The following is an 18,394-nucleotide window of genomic DNA, read 5'->3' as shown; positions in this document are numbered from 1 at the left end:
CCGGTACGGGCGCCCTGGCCGGCCCCCAGCTCGACCACGACGTCGACGGGGCGCACGGCGCCCGCGGCGCGCAGGGCCTCGTCCATCAGCTCGACGCCGCGCACGGAGTCGACGTAACAGGCGAACGTGAAGCCGGGGTCGGCGTCCAGCTCGCCGGCCAGCCAGCGCAGCGCCGCCGCGTCGACGAGCTCGTTGGCCAGGAAGATCCGCCGGATGCCGTGGGCGCGGTACACCCGGGCCTGGTGCGGGACCGCTGCGGTGATGCCCCAGGCGCCGTACTCCAGCTGGCGGGCGAAGAGCTGCGGGGACATCGACGTCTTGCCGTGCGGCGCGAAGGCCAGGCCGTGCCGCTCCGCGTACGCCTTGAGCAGGGCGAGGTTGGCCTCGAGCGACTCGGCGGACAGAGCCAGCACGGGGGTGGTGAAGCCGCCGGTGAAGAGGTCGCGGCGCTCGGCCGCCAGGGCGCCGACGGTCAGCCCCTCCGCGTCGGGCGGCAGCGCCTTGAAGCGGTGGTCCACCACTTCACCGGCGAGTGCCGTCACGGACTGTTCGGCGGACTGCTGGGCGGCCAAGGGATCCTCCTCGGGAACTCGGCCGTTGCACTGTCTGCAACGGCCATTGCGCATATCGCTTAACGCTGTCTAACATCCGAGCCAATGCCGGGTCAATGGTTGAGCACCGGCGCCCACGGCCGACCACGAGGAGCCCAGAGTGTCCGGATCCGCAGCCAGGACAGCCACCGCGGACGCCGTCTGCCTCGGTGAGTCCATGGTGACGTTCCTGCCCTCGCAGCCGGGCCGCCTCGCCGACGTCCCCTCCTTCGGCCGGGGCATCGGCGGCGCCGAGTCCAACGTCGCCTGCGCGCTCGCCGCTGCGGGCCACCGGGCGAAGTGGGTCGGCCGCGTCGGAGCCGACGGCTTCGGCGACCACCTCGTCGACGCCATCGCCGGCTACGGCGTCGACACCTCCGCCGTGCGCCGCGACCCGGGCCGCCCCACCGGCATCTACTTCCGCACGGCCGCGGACCGGGCCACCGACACCCACGAGGTGGCGTACTACCGGGCCGGTTCCGCGGCCTCCGCGATGTCCCCGCACAACGTCCCGTACGAGGACCTCTTCTCCGCCCGCATCCTGCACCTGTCCGGCATCACCGCCGCGCTCTCCGCCGACTGCCTGGCGCTCCTCCACGACCTCACCGCCCCCCGCGACGGCCGCCCGCTGATCTCCTTCGACGTCAACCACCGCCCCGGGCTGTGGCGCGAGGCCGGGGCCGGCCCGGAGGTCCTGCTCGCCCTCGCCCGCCGTTGCGACCTCGTCTTCGTCGGGGAGGACGAGGCGGAAGAGGCGTGGGGCGTCCACGGCGCCGAAGCGATCCGTGCGGCCCTTCCGGAGCCGGACGTGCTGGTCGTCAAGCGGGGCTCCGAGGGCGTCACGGTCTTCTCGCGCACCGACCGCCGTACCGGTGGCGCGGCGGAGGACCGCGGTGCGGCGGAGGACGCCGGTGCGGGGGCGGACCGCGGTGTGGCGCAGGACACCGGTGCGGGGGCGGACACCGTCACCACCGTCCCCTCCCTGCGCGTCGACGTCGTCGCCGCGGTCGGCGCGGGCGACGCCTTCGCCGCCGGGTTCCTCTCCGCCACCCTGCGCGACCTGCCCGTACGCGACCGCGCCCGGCACGGCCACCTCATGGCCGCCGCCGTCCTCACCGTCCCCGGCGACCTCACCGGGCCCCCGCCCCGGGCGTACGCCGACCGGCTCGCCGCCCTGGACGACGAGGCCTGGGGCACACTTCGTCTCGGCCCCGGCTGGACAGCCGCCGGGGCGAACGAGGAGGTACGAGTCACATGAGCCAGACCGTCGACCGCGCGCTGAGCATCCTGCCGCTGCTCGCCCAGGGCCCCGCCGACCTCGGCCAGGTCGCGATACAGCTCGGCGTCCACAAGTCCACGGCGCTGCGCCTGCTCCGTACGCTCCACGAGCACGGACTCGTCTACCGCCAGGAGGACCAGCGCTACCGCCTCGGCGCGCGGCTCTTCGCCCTCGCGCAGGAAGCCGTCGAGAACCTCGACGTGCGCGAGATCGCCCACAGCCACCTCGTCGCGCTCAACGAGCAGTGCGGTCACACCGTCCACCTCGCGGTCTACGAGGAGAACGAGGTCCTCTACATCGACAAGGTCGAGAGCCGCTATCCCGTGCGGATGTACTCACGGATCGGCAAGCCCGTCGCGATCACCGTCGCCGCGGTCGCCAAGCTGCTCCTGGCCGACCTCACCGAGCCCGAACGGCGCGCGATAGCCGAACGGCTCGACTACCCCATGTACACGTCCCGTTCGCTCCCGAACGCGGGCGCCTTCCTCAAGGAGCTCGCCGTCGTGCGCGAACAGGGCTGGGCCACCGACCTCGGCGGCCACGAGGAGTCCATCAACTGCATCGGCGCCCCCATCCGGGGGGCGGACGGGCGGGTCGTCGCAGCCATGTCGGTGTCCGCACCGAACGTGGTCGTCACGGCCGAGGAACTCCTCACCCTGCTCCCGCTGGTGCGCCGCACCGCGGACACCATCAGCCGGGAGTACTCCGGCACCACCCCCACCAAGAAAGCCTGAACCGTCATGACCGAGAAGACCGCCCTCACCCCCAGCACCCACACCGCTCCGCCCGCCAAGTTCTCGCACGGCGTGAAGAAGGGGAACATCCTCCAGGTCGCCGGTCAGGTCGGCTTCCTGCCCGCCGTCGAGGGCCAGGCCCCCACCCCGGCCGGCCCGACGCTGCGCGAGCAGACCCTGCAGACCTTCGCCAACGTCAAGGCGATCCTGGAGGAGGGCGGCGCGAGCTGGGACGACGTGATGATGATGCGCGTCTACCTCACGGACGTCGACCACTTCGCCGAGATGAACGCCATCTACAACGAGTACTTCGAGGAGCAGGGACTCAAGGCCCCCGCCTCCGCACGTACGACGGTGTACGTCGGCCTGCCCAAGGGCCTCCTCATCGAGATCGACGCCCTCGCGGTCCTCGGCTGATCCCCGGCCCCTGCGCACCACCGGCCGGCTGAACCGCCCGGCCTCATCGCACCACCCCCGCAGCACGGCACGGCGCCCCGCTCCTCCCCCTCCCGGGGCGCCGTGCCGCCCTCCCCCTCTGCCCGAAGGGCCCCGTCACCAACGGAGTTGACCGCTCATGCTGCTCGCCGCCGCCCCCGCCCCCGAGGCGCCACCCCACACCGGTGGACTGCTCCTCCTGATCGGCGGAACGCCCGGTCTGCTGACCGTCGCCGCCCTCGGGATCGCCCTCCTGCTCTTCCTGATCATCAAGGTCAGGCTGCAGCCGTTCGTCGCGCTGCTCGCCGTATCCATAGCCGTCGGCCTGGGTGCCGGTCTCTCCGTCACCGAGCTCTTCGGCACCGTCCAGAAGTCGGCCGCCGTCTCCGTCATCGAGTCCGGCATGGGCGGCATCCTCGGACACGTCGCGATCATCATCGGCCTCGGCACGATGCTGGGCGCGATCCTGGAGGTGTCCGGCGGGGCGGAGGTGCTGAGCGCCCGGCTGCTGAACCTCTTCGGTGAGAAGCGCGCCCCGCTCGCCATGGGCCTCACCGGCCTCATCTTCGGCATCCCGGTCTTCTTCGACGTCGGCATCTTCGTCCTCGCGCCGATCGTGTACGCCGCCGCCAAGCGCTCCGGCAAGTCGGTCGTCCTGTACGCGATGCCGCTGCTGGCCGGCCTCTCGATGACCCACGCGTTCCTGCCGCCGCACCCCGGACCGGTCGCCGCCGCGGGCCTCTTCAACGTCTCCCTCGGCTGGGTCATCCTGATGGGCGTCGTCGTCGGCATCCCGTCCGTCCTCGCCGCCTGGGGCTACGCCGCCTGGATCGGCAAGCGCGTCTTCGTCGACGTACCGCAGGACATGGTCGAGGCGGCCGAGGAGTCCAAGGCGGCGGTCGTCGCCGAACAGCGTGCCGCCGGTGTCACCCCGCACGAGAAGCCCGTCGCGCTCGGCACCGTGCTCGCGATCATCGGTACCCCGCTGATCCTGATCCTGGCCGCGACGTTCTCCTCCATCGCGCTGGACCCGTCCACCCTGCGCTCCGTCATCGAGTTCTTCGGCAACCCCTTCGTCGCGCTGACGATCGCCCTGCTCCTCGCCTACTACCTGCTGGGCCTCCGGCGCGGCTGGTCCCGCAAGTCCCTCGAATCGGTCTCCACGGCCTCGCTGAAGCCCGTCGGCAACATCCTGCTGGTCGTCGGCGCGGGCGGGATCTTCGGAGCCGTGCTGAAGGGGAGCGGAATCGCGGACGCGCTGGCCGACACCTTCAACGACGTCGGCCTGCCGGTCATCCTGCTCGCCTGGCTGATCTCCGTCGTCCTGCGGGTCGCGCAGGGCTCGGCGACGGTCGCGATCGTCACCACCGCCGGCATCGTCGTCCCGCTCGTCGAGGGCCAGGGCATGTCACAGGCCCACCTCGCGCTGATCATCATGGCGATCTCGGCGGGCTCCATCTTCGCCTCGCACGTCAACGACGGCGGATTCTGGATGGTCTCGAAGTACTTCGGCATCTCCGAACGCGACACCCTGAAGACCTGGACCGTCCTGGAAACGGTCCTCTCGGTCGCCGGCTTCGTGGTCGCGGCGGCGCTGAGCCTGGTGATCTAGGCTCCCCCGCCGGATTCCGGGCGGAGGCAGGCCTGCCTCCGCCCGGAACCCCACCGCCCGAAGGCGGTAGGTCGCGCCCCCTTGTGCGAAACGGCGCCATACGCTTCGTTGATCGGCATGGCGGAGACAAGCGAAACCACAGAGGCGGGGGAGCAGGGCTCCCGGCCGCGTAAATCCAGCTGGCGCCACATCGGGCCCGGCATCGTCGTCGCGGCCACCGGTGTCGGAGCCGGGGACCTGGTCGCGACGCTCATCGCGGGAAGCAAGTTCGGCTACACCCTGATGTGGGCGGCCGTGATCGGCTGCCTCGTCAAGATCTCCCTCGCGGAGGCGGTGGGCCGCTGGCACCTGGCGACGGGCCGTACCCTCTTCGACGGCTGGCGCACCCTCGGCGGGTGGACCACGGGCTATTTCGCGGTGTACGTCGTCATCTGGGGCTTCGTCTACGGCGCGACGGCCATGTCCTCCAGCGCCCTGCCCATCGTGGCCCTCTTCCCCGACGGGCCGGGCCTGAAGACCTGGGCGATCATCACCGGGCTGATCGGCCTGGTCTTCGTCTGGTTCAACCAGTACGCCGTCTTCGAGAAGGTCATGACGGTCCTGATCGGCATCATGTTCGTCGTGGTGGTCTACGTCGCCATCCGGGTGGTGCCGGATGCCGGCGCCTCCTTCGCGGGGCTGCTCCCCGTGCTCCCGGACGGCTCGCTGATCTACACGCTCGGACTGATCGGCGGGGTCGGCGGCACCATCACCATGGCGGCGTACGGGTACTGGGTGAACGCCAAAGGATGGTCCGACACCTCCTGGATGAAGGTGATGCGGGTCGACAACCGGGTCGCCTACATCACGACCGGTGTCTTCGTCGTCGCGATGCTCATCGTCGGGGCCGAGCTGCTGCACTCCTCGCAGATCGCGCTGACGAAGGGCGACCGGGGGCTGATCGACCTCGGTCAGGTCCTGGAGGACCGCTTCGGGGCGGGCACCGCGAAGCTGTTCCTGGTCGGCTTCTTCGCGACGTCGTTCTCGTCGCTCATCGGTGTGTGGCACGGCGTGAGCCTGATGTTCGCCGACTTCGTGGAGCGCGTCCGGGCCGCTCGCAGCGGCACGGACGTGGAGAAGGCCAGTGGTGAGAAGGTCGGCCGGCAGGAGCGGTCCGTGCCCTTCCGCGCGTATCTGCTCTGGCTGACCTTCCCGCCGATGACGCTGCTGTGGCTGGACGAGCCCTTCGGGCTGGTCATCGGCTACGGCGTCCTGGGCGCGTTCTTCATGCCGTTCCTGGCCCTGACCCTGCTGTGGCTCCTCAACTCCTCCCGTACGCCGCGTGAATGGCGCAACGGATGGCTGAGCAACGGGATGCTGGGCGCGGCGGGACTGCTGTTCGTCGTGCTGTGCGTCCAGCAGGTGCGCGACCTGCCCTGGTGACGGCGGCGTACGTGCTCGTACGGACGCAGCAGCGCCGCCGGGGGAGCGGCGGCGCTGCTGGACCGGAGGCCCGGTGGGCCGGCCGGGCTACGGCAGCCCGTGGACGTGCGGGCCCACCGCGTTGGACCAGGCGTTGCCCGCGGTGGCGTCCCAGTTCGTGGACCAGGTCATCGCGCCACGGATGTCCGGGTAGGTCCTGGACGGCTTGAACGAGCCGCAGCTCGTGCCCTTGGCCAGGCAGTCCAGGGCCGCGTTCACGACGGACGGGGCGACGTAGCCGCTGCCGGCGCCACGGGTGGAGGCGGGGACGCCGAGGCCCACCTGGGAGGGGGCGAGGCCGCCCTCCAGCTGGATGCAGGCGAGCGCGGTGAGGAAGTCCACCGAGCCCTGCGAGTAGACCTTGCCGTCGCAGCCCAGCATCGAGCCGCTGTTGTAGTACTGCATGTTGACGACGGTCAGGATGTCCTTGATGTTGAGCGCCGTCCTGAAGTACTCCCCGGACGTCGACTGCATGTCGATGGTCTGCGGGGCCATGGTGATGACGAGGCCGGGGCCCGCCTTCGACGACAGGGAGCGCAGAGCCTTCGTCATGTAGGTGGAGTTGAGGCCGTTCTCCAGGTCGATGTCGACGCCGTTGAAGCCGTACTCCTGGATGAGCGCGTGGACGGAGTCGGCGAACGCGGTGGCGGAGGCGTCGCTGTTGACGGCGACGGTTCCCTTCTCGCCGCCGACGGAGATGATGACGTTCTTGCCCGCGGCCTGCTTGGCCTTGATGTCGGCCTTGAACTGGTCGACGGTGTAGCCGTTCAGCCCCGCCGAGTCCAGGTTGAAGGTGACGGCGCCGGGCGTGGCCGTGGCGTCCGCGAAGGACACGGCGATGATGTCGTAGTGCGCGGGGACGTCGCTGAGCTTCTGGACGGCGGCGCCGTTGTTGAAGTTCTGCCAGTAGCCGGTCACCGCGTGCTTGGGCACCGACGTCGTCGGGCCGCCCGGATCGGTGGCCTTCGCCGTACGGGCGCTCACGGCCGCCGACTTCGCGGACTCACCGGCGCTGTTGGTGGCGCTGACGGAGAACTGGTACGCGGTGTCGGCGGCCAGACCGGTCACCGTGGCGGAGGTTCCGGTGGAGGTGGTCGCCTTCGTGCCGTTGCGGTAGACGGTGTAGCCGGTGGCGCCGGGGACCGCGTTCCAGGTGAGGGCGACGGAGGAAGGCGTGACCGCCCCGGCGGCCAGTCCGGCGGGGGCCCCGGGGACGCCGGGCTCCGGGTCGGTACCGCCGCCGCCGTCCGGCCCGGTCACCTGGATGTCGTCGGCGACGTAGGCGGCCTGTCCGTACCAGCCGTGGGTGTAGACGGTCACCGAGGTGGTGGAGGGCCCGGTGGTGAAGCTGGTCCGCAGCTGGGTCCAGCCGCTGGATCCGGGCGACCAGGTGGACACGTCGGTCGTACCGGTGCCACTCGCCCCGAGGTAGGCGTAACCGCCCTGCACCCAGGAGCTCAGCGTGTAGGTGGAGCCGGGCTTCACGGTCACGGTCTGCGCGCACCTGGCGTTGTCGTGCCCGGCCGGGGTGGCCTTGAGCGCGGAGGTGCCGCCGTGCACGGGGGAGGAGACCACCGCGCCGCTGCCGCCGGAACAGGCCCAGTTGGCGAGCCCCGACTCGAATCCGGCGTTCCTGGCCACGTTGACGTCGGCCGCCTGCGCGGTGGTGGCGAGCCCGGTGACGGCCAGCGCCCCGGCCATGACGCCGGCGACGGCCCCGCCGAGGAGCGGCCGGACCCGGCGTCTTCTGTGCCTGCTGCTGCCTGCGGAGCGTTCCACTTGCTGCCTCCGGTGGGGGAGTTGGGGGTGCTGGCGGGGCGGTGGCCACCGTTGGCCGATAAAACTGGTCCAGACCAATCGAGTTGTCAAGACCTCTGGTGGACCGGATGTGGACGGCGGAACCGGCAGGGCCGCGCTCACCTTCGGGTGACCGGGCCTGCATCGTCGAAGATGCACCCGCGCGGGTGACCCGGGCCGGATGCCTGCTTCCGGCTTCCGGGTCGTGACGGAGTGAATTTCAGGGGGGCCTGGAAGAAACGGCCGACGGGCGTTCTGACGTGGGCGGATGAATTGCTGCGGATTTAAAACCCGGAGGACGGGGTAACTCTGTGCAGTGGTACAGAAGTTAACGTCTTTGCCTTTCGTCCGACTTCGCACGGAGGCGTTGCGAACGTCTGTGCCGTACGTCTTCGTACTGGGTTCCCATATCTGTTCTCTGCCTGGTATGACGTGGCTAAGGTGCTGGGGAAGAAGCACGGAGCAGGAGCGATTGCGGCCGGAGTCACCCCGTGACGACGGCCGGAGCCGAACGGGGAAGAGCGTGCCGACCGCAATAGCAGTGACCAGCGCTGATCTGGTGCTACCGCCGACCGACCAGCAGACGCCCACAGCGGCGCTGTTGCAGGCGCCCGAGGCTCAGACCCTCGACCTCGCGATCGGTGACATGCACCTGCTCCTCGAACAGCACGGGCATGTGGTGGCGGTCTACCCGACGGGCATCAGCCCCGCCCATGAGCGCAGGCTGCACGCCATCCGCTCCGTCCTGGAGAGCGATCGCATCGCCCTCCTCAAGGTGGACCTGCCGCCATTGGGCGTCGCCGTGCTGGTGCGCCAGCTGCGTCAGCTGTCGATCTGCGACTTCAGCCCTGGCGTGGTCGCGTCGGCGGTGCGACTGCTCGCCCACTACATCCATGCCGGAGCCCTGCTGAACTCGGTGGCCAGGCTCGACCGGGTGCCGGTCAGTCTCAAGACGCACGCCAAGTCCTGGCTGCCCGGCTCGCAGTTCGCGGTGCTCGCGGGGCCGAACCCGCAGCTGACCAAGGTCGGACCGGCTGTGGAGCCTCCGGGAGGTCCCGACTTCCCGACCCATCTGCTGTACGCCAGGGGGCAGATGACATCGGAATGGGTTCAGCAGACCCTCGCCCCCGCGTGGAAGGTACAGGCCGTTCAGGAGTGCGCCCTGCCTTCGGGTTCGGCACGGTGGTGGGGGACCGGGAAGCTGGTGGAATTCGCCTCCTTCCTCCCGGACATCTCGGTGGTCTACCAGCTTGTCTCCTCCGTACGGCGGGAGAACTGCCACTGGTGCGAAATGGAACTCATCGGTGACCGCTGCGGCTTCTGCTCCTCCCCGCTGGCCCCGTCCGAGAACCGAATGCACTCTGCCGGTGTCCTGAACCATGGAGCGCCCGCGCCACCGAGCCCCTGACGTCTCCGTGCCCGTCCCCAGACACCGCGCATCCCTCTTGTCCGCTGCTCCACGCATCCGATTCGAACGAGGTTGTCCGGCTCATGAACTCCCGCCAGCGCCGCGGCGTGATACTCCTGCTCCTGTCGGTCCTGTGCGCCTTCGGCGCGTTCGCCGGGGTGCTCTCGGTGATCAGTGACGTCAACTCGAAGGTGGGGCCCGAGGTCACGACGTACCAGGTGAAGAGCAACGTGGCGCCCTACACCCCGCTCACCGAGAAGCATTTCGAGAAGATCTCGATGCCCAAGCGGTGGCTCTCCGCCAACGCGGTCACCGACATCTCCGAGGTCGACGGCAAGATCGCGGTCACCCAGCTGCGCGAGGGCTCGCTCCTCCAGTCCGACATGATGGAGAAGCGCCCCGCCCTGCGGCCCGGTGAACAGGAGATCGCCATCCTCATCGACGCCGCGACGGGCGTCGCGGGCAAGATCACTCCCGGCGCGACGGTCAATGTCTACGCCACGTTCGCCGGTGAGAACGACGGGGAGCCCCCGCAGTCGAAGGTCATCGTCTCCAACGCCCGGGTGCTGGAGGTCGGCAAACTCACGGCACTGGAGCCGGACAACGACAACAGGGCGAACCAGGCGACCGAGGCCGTGCCGATCACCTTCGCGCTCAACACGCTCGACACCCAGCGCATCGCCTACGCCGAGTCGTTCGCGGAACACGTGCGGCTGGCGCTCATCGCGTCCGGCAGCGACGGCACGATCCGTCCGGGAGACCGGACCTACACGCTCGACAAGGACAAGTGAGGATGGGATGACCACCAGGATCCTCCCGGCGGTGGGTGACGGGGACGCGGCCAGGTCCGTCACCACGCTGCTCAGCCAGCTCCCCGACGCGGAGCCCGCGGCTCCCGTCGGTGACTCCACGCAGCTCATCGACATGCTCGCCCGCCTCGCGGGCGAGTCCCTCGACGAGCTGCCCGAGGTCGTACTGGTCCATGAGCGGATCGGCCCGGTTCCGGCTCTGGAGCTGATCCGGGAGGTCTCCCTGCGCTTCCCCGCCGTGGGTGTCGTGCTGATCACCACGGACGCGAGCGCCGGACTCTTCTCCGCCGCCATGGACTCCGGTGCGCGGGGACTGATCACGCTCCCCCTGAGTTACGAGGAACTGGCCAACCGGGTCCAGGCGGCGGCCCAGTGGTCCGTCGGTGTGAGGCGCCACCTCGGTGCGGGGGGTGACGTCTTCACCGGCCCGGGCGGCACCGTGGTGACCGTCACCGGCGCCAAGGGCGGCGTCGGTACCACCGTCGCCGCGGTGCAGATCGCTCTGGCCGCCCAGGCCTCGGGCAACACCGTCGCGCTGGTCGACTTCGATCTCCAGACCGGTGACATCGCCTCGTACCTCGACGTCCAGTTCCGTCGCTCCATCGTCGACCTCGCCGCGATCTCCGACATATCCCCCCGTGTCCTGTCCGACGCCGTCTTCTCCCACCCCACCGGAATGGCCCTCCTGCTGGCGCCCGGTGAAGGCGAACGCGGCGAGGAGGTCAGCGACCGCTCGGCCCGCCAGATCGTGAGCGCGCTGCGCTCGCGCTACGAGGTGGTGGTGATCGACTGCGGAAGCCAGATGCACGGCGCCAATGCCGCGGCGATCGAGATGGCGGACATCGCCCTGCTGGTCACGACGCCGGACGTCGTGGCGGTGCGCGGCGCCAAGCGCATCGTACGGATGTGGGACCGGCTTCAGATCCGCAAGGCGGAGGAGACGGTCACGGTGGTCAACCGCTTCACCCGCAACACCGAGATCCAGCCGCCCCTCATCCAGAAGATCACCGGGACCCGGATGGCGGGCACGGCCGTCCCCGCCGGCTTCAAGGAACTGCAGGGCGCCGTCGACGCGGGACGGATGCACGAACTCGACGCGAAGAGTGCCGTCAAGCAGGCACTGTGGGCACTGGCCGGCGAACTGGGGCTGGTGAAGGTCCCCGCGGGCACGGAAGGCAGTGGCAGGTTCCGAAACGACCGGGGCTCGATCGGGCGTTCACGCCGACGGCGCGACGGCGCTGCCCGGGGCCGCGGGACGACCGAGGGGGCAGGCTGACCGATGAAACCCGACGACGGAGAACGCCAGGGCATACGGGCGGGGCGTGAGCGCCTGCGTCCCTGTGAGCGCGACCGCGGACAGACCGCGGTCGAATTCGTGGGCGTCACCCCGCTCATCATCCTGCTGCTCGTCGCGCTGTGGCAGTGCGCGCTGATCGGCTACACCTTCAGCCTGGCGGGCAACGCCGCGGACGTGGCCGCACGGACGGGCACCGGTGCGCGGGGGAACCAGGACGCGGCCTGCGACCGGGCCGCGAAGGAGGACCTGCCCGGGGCCTGGTCCTCGGCGGCGACGGTGAGCTGTTCCACGGACCGAGGCCTGTACCGGGCCGAGGTCGGCCTCAAGGTCCCCGTCCTCGTCCCCGGAGTGCTCGACTTCCCGATGACGGTCACCGGCGACGCCGCCTCGGTGAAGGAGGGCTGAGAGATGAAGCCGAACCAGGCAGCAGCACGCCGCGAACGCGGGCAGGTCGCCATCGAGTACATGGGCTTCATCCCCCTCCTGCTCATCGTCGGCCTCTGCGCGATCCAGCTCGGCGTGGCGGCGTACGCGGCCAACCAGGCGGGTACCGCCGCCAGGGCCGCCGCCCGTACGGCCGGCCACGACCGGCCCGAGAGCACCCCGGAGGACGCAGGACGCCGGGCCATCAGCAGCTGGCTCGCCGACGAGTCCGCGTTCACCCCGAGCTGGGGCGCCGACGAGGTCACGTACACGGCCAGGGTCAAGGTCCCCTCGGTCATCCCGGGCCTGGAGGGCGCCTTCGGCTGGGCCGAGCGAAGCTCCACGATGCCCCGCGACTGACCAGGACCGTCGGCGACGGCACTCCCGAGCGAACCGAACAGAACGGCCGGCAACGGCTCCGGTACCAGCCGGACGGCACACCGAGGAGTTACGGAAATGAGCCTCCGGGCACGCATCACCGCCCCCGAGCAGAACCCCGGAGGGCGGGAGGACGGCCACCTGGTCGCCACCTACCGGGCCAAGCTGCTCGAGGAGATCGACCTCGCGGAGATGTCCTCGCTCGCGGCCGCGGACCGGCGGGCCCGGCTGGAGCGCGTACTCGGCCACATCATCAGCCGCGAAGGACCGGTCCTCTCGACGGTCGAGCGCTCCCAGCTCATCCGCCGGGTCGTCGACGAGGCCCTGGGACTCGGCATCCTGGAACCGCTCCTGGAAGACGCCTCCATCACCGAGATCATGGTCAACGGCCCCGACCAGATCTTCGTCGAACGCAGCGGCAAGGTCGAGCAGCTCCCCATGCGCTTCGGTTCGCACGAGCAGCTCATGCAGACGATCGAGCGCATCGTGTCGACCGTCAACCGCCGGGTCGACGAGGCCAACCCGATGGTCGACGCCCGCCTGCCCAGCGGCGAGCGCGTCAACGTGATCATCCCGCCGCTGTCACTCACCGGAGCCACGCTCACCATCCGGCGGTTCCCGCGCGCCTTCACGCTTCAGGAGATGATCGGCTTCGGCTCCCTGGACGAGCAGATGCTGCTCCTGCTCTCCGGCCTGATCCAGGCGAAGTTCAACGTGATCGTCTCCGGCGCCACCGGCACGGGCAAGACCACCTTGTTGAACGCACTGTCGGGCCTCATCCCGGGCAACGAACGCATCGTGACCATCGAGGACTCCGCCGAACTCCAGCTCCAGCAGAACCATGTGATCCGGCTGGAGTCACGCCCGGCGAACGTGGAGGGCAAGGGCCAGATCACCATCCGCGACCTGGTCCGCAACTCCCTGCGTATGCGCCCCGACCGGATCGTCGTCGGTGAGGTCCGAGGCGGAGAGTCCCTCGACATGCTCCAGGCGATGTCCACCGGCCATGACGGATCGCTGGCCACGGTGCACGCCAACAGTGCCGAGGACGCGCTGATGCGTCTGCAGACCCTGGCCTCGATGTCCGAGATCAAGATCCCGTTCGAGGCGCTGCACGACCAGATCAACAGCGCCGTCGACGTCATCGTCCAGCTCACCCGGTTCGCCGACGGCGGCCGCAAGGTCACCGAGATCGCGGTGCTCGACTCCCACGGCCGGGAGAACTACCGCATCGTGTCCGTCGCCCGCTTCAACGCGCAGCCGATGGCTGCCGACGGGCGGATTTACGGACAGTTCCAGTACCTCCCGCTCCCGCGCAGGATCGCCGAGCGCCTCTACATGGCCAGCCAGCCCATCCCGCAGGCCTTCGGAGTCGCCTCGTCCGACGAACAGCTCGCCACCCGAGAGGCCAAGTAGGTACTGCCCCATGACCAATCTCCCCCTGCTCACCGTCGGCGTGACGCTGCTGTGCTGCGTTCTGGCCGTCGCCGGCCTGCACGCGTACTCCGGCGGCAAGGCCGACCGCGAAGCCCTCGTCGACAGGCTCTCGCACACCGGGCAGATCCCCCAGGAGGGGCGGCACCGCCGGTTCCGGGGGATCGACCGCCGGCTGCGGTCGACGGGCCTGGGCCGGAAGATCGAGCTGAAGCTCGCGGCCACCGGCCTGGAGATCACCCCTGGCGAGTTCTTCGTCTACGCCCTCGTCGCCATGGCCGGGCTGTGGATCATCGCCTCGTCACTCCTGGCGAGCTTCTTCGGCCCGGTCGCCGCACTCATCGGCCTCTGGGGCACGAACGCCTTCCTCGAATGGCAGCGCACCAAGCGCACCGACCGGTTCATCAACCAGCTCCCCGAACTCTCCCGCATCCTCGCCAACGCCACCCAGGCAGGTCTCGCCCTGCGTACGGCGATCGGCATGGCGGCGGAGGAACTGGAGAACCCGGCGGGCGAGGAACTGGCCCGGGTCGCCCGCCGCCTCTCCGTGGGCGAGTCCCTCGACGACGCACTGAGCGAGCTCACCGAACGCCTGCCTTCCCGGGAACTCGTCGTACTCGTGACGACCCTCGTCCTCTCCAACCGCGCCGGCGGTACCGTCGTCAGCTCCCTGCGCAACCTCACCGAGACCCTGGAGGAGCGCAAGGAGACCCGGCGCGAGGTCAAGACCCAGCTGTCACAGGTGACGGTCACCGCCTACGCGGTACCGGGCTTCGGCATCGGCGCGATGCTCCTGATGAACGCGGTCATGCCGGGCGCACTCGACCGTATGACCGGAGCCTTCATCGGCCAGGCCGCGGTGATCGTCGCCCTCGTCCTGTACGCGATCGGGTTCATCGTGATCCGTCGCCTGTCCCGTATCGACGTCTGAGAGGGGGCCGCCATGGATCTGCTGCTCGCACTCGTCGTGGGCCTCGCGGTGTACGGAGCGATCGCCGGCATCCGGATGTACCGGGCCGACGCCCGACTCCCCGGCGACCTCGCCATCGCGCTGGAGATCGGCTCCAGCCGGACCAGCGCCGTGGGCTCCGGGATCGACCGGCTGGGCATGCGCTGGGCCCCGATGGTGCTCCGGCTCATGGGACCGAAGGCCGTCAACAAGAAGCGCCGCCAGATCGACATGGCGGGCAACCCCGGCGGCCTCACCATCGACCGCTATGCCGCACGCCGCGCTGTCTACGGCGCCCTCGGCTTCTTCGGGGCCTTCACCACCATCGTCAGGGGACAGCTCTTCATCTCCCTGCTCCTGATCGCCTTCGGCCTCTTCTGGGTGGAGGTCGGCATCTGGTCCGCGATGCGGGTCCGCAAGGACCACATCGAACGCACGCTCCCCGACTTCCTCGACGTGCTCGCCGTCGTCGTCTCGGCGGGCCTCGGATTCCGCCAGGCGCTGGAGCGCGTCGCCGAGAAGTACGAAGGTCCCTGGGCCGACGAACTGCGCATCACCCTGCGCCAGATGGACATGGGCGTCAGCCGGCGTCAGGCCTTCGAGGAACTCCGCAGGCGTAACGACTCCGAACAGGTGGCCATGTTCGTGACGACACTCCAGCAGGGCGAGGAACTGGGCGCGCCCATCGTCGACACCCTGATCCAGATCGCCAACGACATGCGGCGCACCGATGCCCAGAACGCCCGGCGCAAGGCCGCCAAGGCGGTGCCGAAAGCCACCTTCGCGGTCACGTCGTTCCTGTTGCCCGGCACCCTCGTCCTCCTGACGGTCGGGTTCGTCTACGGGGCCGATGTCGACTTCGGCTTCCTCTCGGGCTGATGTCGGGCTGATGTCCTGCGTGACGGACGGGAGATGAGGATGATGGGCATGACAGGCAGGGGGAGGTGACGGGGCAGATGTCTTTCCAGCTCGGCAGCGCGCACACAGGACTGACCGGTGAGGTACGCCAGGCGATGGCGGACCCCGGCGCACGCCCGGCGTTCGCCCTTCAGGTGAACGCCCTGCAGGCGATGTGCCGCCAGGTCTTCGGCTTCCGCCTCGCCATGATCGCCATCGCCACGCCGTTCGCCGTCGAACGCACGGCACCCGGCCTCGCCACCTGGCTCATCGGCTCGGCCGTCCTCGTCACCTTCATGGGCTCCTACGTCCTGTTCCGGGACTGGGAACGCTTCGGCCCGCTCCTCCTGCGCCACCCCTGGCTCCTGGGGATCGACGCACTCTTCGGCGCGCTGCTCCTGGTCACGGCCACCCCCGAGTCAACGCTCGCCTACGTCACGGTCTGTACTCCGCTGCTGGCGGGGCTCGTGTACGGCTGGCGCGGAGCGGCCGCCTTCGCCGTGCTCCAGATCCTGATCGTCTCCGGCGTGTACGCCACCGATGTCCGGCTGGAGGCGAGCGACAGCACTGCGCTCCTCCTGCCCGGCTTCTGCGTGATCGCCGGGGCGGTGGGGGTCACGTTGCGCAACCTGCTCCTCCGCTTCGGGACGGCCAGCCAGGCCCTCACCGAGACGCGGGCGCGCCTCGCGGTGAACGAGGCGGTCGAGAGTGAGCGAACCCGCCTTGCCCGGGAGATGCACGACTCGGTCGCGAAGACCCTGCACGGACTGGCACTGGCCGCCGACGGCCTGGCCGCATCCTCGGGCCGGATGGATCCGCTCACCGTCAGGCACCAGGCGGAGCTCGTCGCACGGTCCGCACGCCGCGCCGCCGCGGAATCACGCGAACTGCTCTCCGACCTGCGCCGGGACTCAGGGCTCGACGCAGGAGTCGACGTGATCGCCGAACTCAGGGCGCGGGCTGACGACTTCTCCCGTAGCCACGCACTGACCGCCACGTTCCGCCGGCTCAGCGACGCCCCGGTCCCACCGGTACCGGCTCCTGTCGCCCGGCAGCTCCTCACCGTCGCGTCCGAGGCGATGGAGAACGCCAATCGTCACGCCGACCCCAGCTACCTCGTCGTCCTCGCGGGCGTGAAGGGCGATGTCCTGCGCGTCACGGTGTACGACGACGGGAAGGGCCTGCCCGCGGGTACGACCCTCGACGACCTCAAGCGAGCCGGCCACTTCGGCCTCGTCGGGATGGTGGAGAGGGCGGCGACGATCGGTGCCCGCATCCGCATCGGCAGGGGAAAAGCAGCGAAGGGCACCGAGGTACGCATGGAACTCCCACTGGCCGCACTCGTCACCGCACAGCAACTACCCGCTGTCCCCGACCCGTACGACCTTCCCACGGCGGCCCCGCGCTGATCGCCTCCCACAGCACCGACGTCACGTACCCACAGATCCAGACAGGTCAGACAGTCCAGACAGATACAGACACAAAGATCCTGAGAGGAGGCCGCAGAATGCCGGACGACTTCTCCCGCACGTCGGGCCAGGACTGGGCGGCGCAGAACCATGCCTCCCAGCACACGTCCGCACACGCGAACCCGCTTCCCTCCGAGCTCAGCTCCCCCGGATTCCCGGCAACCCGGAGGCACGCGGCATCCGAACTGATGCCTTCCTTCCCCGCGCCGGGCCCGCTCCGGGTCGTCGTGGCCGACGACAACCCGGTGGTGCGTGCGGGCCTGGGCGTCCTGCTGTCCGGCCGCGAGGACATCGAGGTCGTCGCAGAGGCGGCGGACGGCCGCCAGGCGTACGAGATGGCCGTGCAGCACCGGCCGGACGTCGTCCTGCTCGACGTCCGCATGCCGGGCGTCGACGGCATCTCCGCGCTGCCGCACCTGGTCAGGGTGGCGCCGGTGATGATGCTGACGTACAGCCGTGAGAGTGAAATCGTCCACGAGGCGCTGCGGCTGGGGGCCGGCGGCTATCTGGTGCACGGAGAGTTCACGGCGGACCAGCTGGTGCAGGCGGTACGCGACACGAAGAGCGGCCGGGCCCACTTCACGGCCACCGCCGCGAACGCGCTGCTGGCCCATATGCGCCAGGGACCCGCCCCGCAGGGCGGTGGCCCCCTCCCGGACGGCCTGGGAACGGCGCTGACCTCCACTTCCCGGCACGGTGCGCCTGCACACGCGCCTGTTCCGCAGTCCCCTCCGCCTGCGACGCGACCAGGCCCTGTGGCGCGGGGTCTTTCGCAAGTGCAACCGATTGTGGCACAGTCGACGCAGACGGCAGCCGATCCGGCGACCGCGCCCAACTCGCCGCAGCACGGCCTGAGTTCCAGGGAGGTGGAGGTCATGGAACTGATCGCATCCGGCATGAGCAATCAGCAGATCGCCGCCACCTGCTTCATCAGCGAGAAGACGGTCAAGAACCACATCAACCGCATCTTCACCAAGCTCCAGAGCGGCAGTCGCAGCGAGGCCATCGCCAGATGGCTGGGCACGGCTCCGGGCGGCCGTCCCGGCCTGGGGGGCAGGTAGCCATGGGCGGGCAGGGGAAGCGCCATGTGGCGGCCGGGGCCTGCACGCCCGGGACCCATCCTCCGGGACGGCGGGCCCAACTGGCGCATTGGGCCCGGAATTGGGCCCTGGGGCCCTCTTCGGGAGGGGGCGTTCCGACATACCTTTCTCATGTCGCAAACGGCACCGGCCAGGAGGAAGCCGGTAACGGGGGCGGCGACCGAGGAACGTGTGAGTCGGCCGGCAGTCGGTCGGCCGGACCTGGAGGGGAACACCATGTCGAACATCACCCTGAAGACCGCCGTCCGCGTCAACGGCTGGGCGAACACCGCGATCAGCGCGATCCAGAAGCGTTACGAGGCCAAGGACCGGGGTCAGACGG

The 18,394-nt window shown here is 69.9% G+C and carries 16 protein-coding genes and 1 pseudogene; 15 read left to right on the top strand and 2 right to left on the bottom strand.

From position 1 onward, the window contains the following. A pseudogene (locus tag VN520_RS28425) lies at window positions 1–572 on the bottom strand (amino acid deaminase); the annotation flags it as partial. A 139-nt stretch (window positions 573–711) separates the two neighbouring features. Between VN520_RS28425 and VN520_RS28420 the strand changes: the two are divergent. From VN520_RS28420 to VN520_RS28400, 5 genes are all read left to right on the top strand, one after another. Further along, a complete protein-coding gene (locus VN520_RS28420) occupies window positions 712–1,848 on the top strand; it encodes a sugar kinase (RefSeq protein WP_325749816.1) in 1,137 nt (378 codons plus the stop codon). Further along, entirely contained in the window at window positions 1,845–2,603 is a 759-nt protein-coding gene (locus VN520_RS28415; protein WP_325749815.1) for an IclR family transcriptional regulator, read from the top strand. Before VN520_RS28420 ends, VN520_RS28415 begins: the two co-directional genes overlap by 4 nt. Window positions 2,604–2,609: 6 nt before the next feature. Then, window positions 2,610–3,020, top strand: a complete 411-nt coding sequence (locus tag VN520_RS28410; protein WP_033297919.1) for a RidA family protein — start codon at window positions 2,610–2,612, stop codon at window positions 3,018–3,020. 157 nt (window positions 3,021–3,177) lie between these two features. Continuing rightward, on the top strand, window positions 3,178–4,650 hold the full coding sequence (locus tag VN520_RS28405) for a gluconate:H+ symporter (RefSeq protein WP_325749814.1): 1,473 nt from the start codon (window positions 3,178–3,180) through the stop codon (window positions 4,648–4,650). Window positions 4,651–4,767: 117 nt separating this feature from the next. Beyond that, on the top strand, window positions 4,768–6,072 hold the full coding sequence (locus VN520_RS28400) for an Nramp family divalent metal transporter (RefSeq protein WP_325749813.1): 1,305 nt from the start codon (window positions 4,768–4,770) through the stop codon (window positions 6,070–6,072). 87 nt (window positions 6,073–6,159) lie between these two features. Here VN520_RS28400 and VN520_RS28395 read toward each other — a convergent pair whose 3' ends face one another. Beyond that, the gene (locus VN520_RS28395; protein ID WP_325749812.1) at window positions 6,160–7,890 is read right to left on the bottom strand and encodes a glycoside hydrolase family 18 protein; all 1,731 of its coding nucleotides are present in this window, start codon (window positions 7,888–7,890) and stop codon (window positions 6,160–6,162) included. Between the two features lie 559 nt (window positions 7,891–8,449). Between VN520_RS28395 and VN520_RS28390 the strand changes: the two genes are divergently transcribed. The 10 genes from VN520_RS28390 (at window position 8,450) to VN520_RS28345 (ending at window position 18,033) form a co-directional block, all read left to right on the top strand. Continuing rightward, window positions 8,450–9,316 (top strand): hypothetical protein, encoded by an 867-nt coding sequence (locus tag VN520_RS28390; protein ID WP_325749811.1) that lies wholly within the window; start codon window positions 8,450–8,452, stop codon window positions 9,314–9,316. Window positions 9,317–9,399: 83 nt separating this feature from the next. Next, a complete protein-coding gene (gene cpaB / locus VN520_RS28385; protein WP_325749810.1) occupies window positions 9,400–10,107 on the top strand; it encodes a Flp pilus assembly protein CpaB in 708 nt (235 codons plus the stop codon). Window positions 10,108–10,114: 7 nt separating this feature from the next. Then, window positions 10,115–11,401, top strand: a complete 1,287-nt coding sequence (locus VN520_RS28380; protein WP_325749809.1) for an AAA family ATPase — start codon at window positions 10,115–10,117, stop codon at window positions 11,399–11,401. A gap of 3 nt (window positions 11,402–11,404) precedes the next feature. After that, on the top strand, window positions 11,405–11,827 hold the full coding sequence (locus VN520_RS28375; protein WP_325749808.1) for a TadE family protein: 423 nt from the start codon (window positions 11,405–11,407) through the stop codon (window positions 11,825–11,827). 3 nt (window positions 11,828–11,830) lie between these two features. Then, the gene (locus VN520_RS28370) at window positions 11,831–12,205 is read left to right on the top strand and encodes a TadE/TadG family type IV pilus assembly protein (RefSeq protein WP_325749807.1); all 375 of its coding nucleotides are present in this window, start codon (window positions 11,831–11,833) and stop codon (window positions 12,203–12,205) included. 96 nt (window positions 12,206–12,301) lie between these two features. Continuing rightward, window positions 12,302–13,639 (top strand): CpaF family protein, encoded by a 1,338-nt coding sequence (locus VN520_RS28365; RefSeq protein ID WP_325749806.1) that lies wholly within the window; start codon window positions 12,302–12,304, stop codon window positions 13,637–13,639. A gap of 10 nt (window positions 13,640–13,649) precedes the next feature. Next, window positions 13,650–14,588, top strand: coding sequence for a type II secretion system F family protein (locus tag VN520_RS28360; protein WP_325749805.1), 939 nt, complete (start codon window positions 13,650–13,652; stop codon window positions 14,586–14,588). 12 nt (window positions 14,589–14,600) lie between these two features. Continuing rightward, window positions 14,601–15,485: a DUF5936 domain-containing protein gene (locus VN520_RS28355; protein ID WP_325749804.1), complete on the top strand. Its 885-nt coding sequence runs from the start codon at window positions 14,601–14,603 to the stop codon at window positions 15,483–15,485. Between the two features lie 77 nt (window positions 15,486–15,562). Beyond that, a complete protein-coding gene (locus VN520_RS28350) occupies window positions 15,563–16,912 on the top strand; it encodes a sensor histidine kinase (protein ID WP_325749803.1) in 1,350 nt (449 codons plus the stop codon). A gap of 98 nt (window positions 16,913–17,010) precedes the next feature. After that, entirely contained in the window at window positions 17,011–18,033 is a 1,023-nt protein-coding gene (locus VN520_RS28345) for a response regulator transcription factor (RefSeq protein WP_325749802.1), read from the top strand. The last annotated feature ends 361 nt before the right edge of the window (window positions 18,034–18,394 follow it).

This window comes from Streptomyces sp. (genome assembly GCF_035563135.1).
GTDB lineage: Bacteria > Actinomycetota > Actinomycetes > Streptomycetales > Streptomycetaceae > Streptomyces.
Note: the sequence above shows the minus strand (reverse complement) of the source record. Positions and strands in the feature narration are given on the sequence as shown.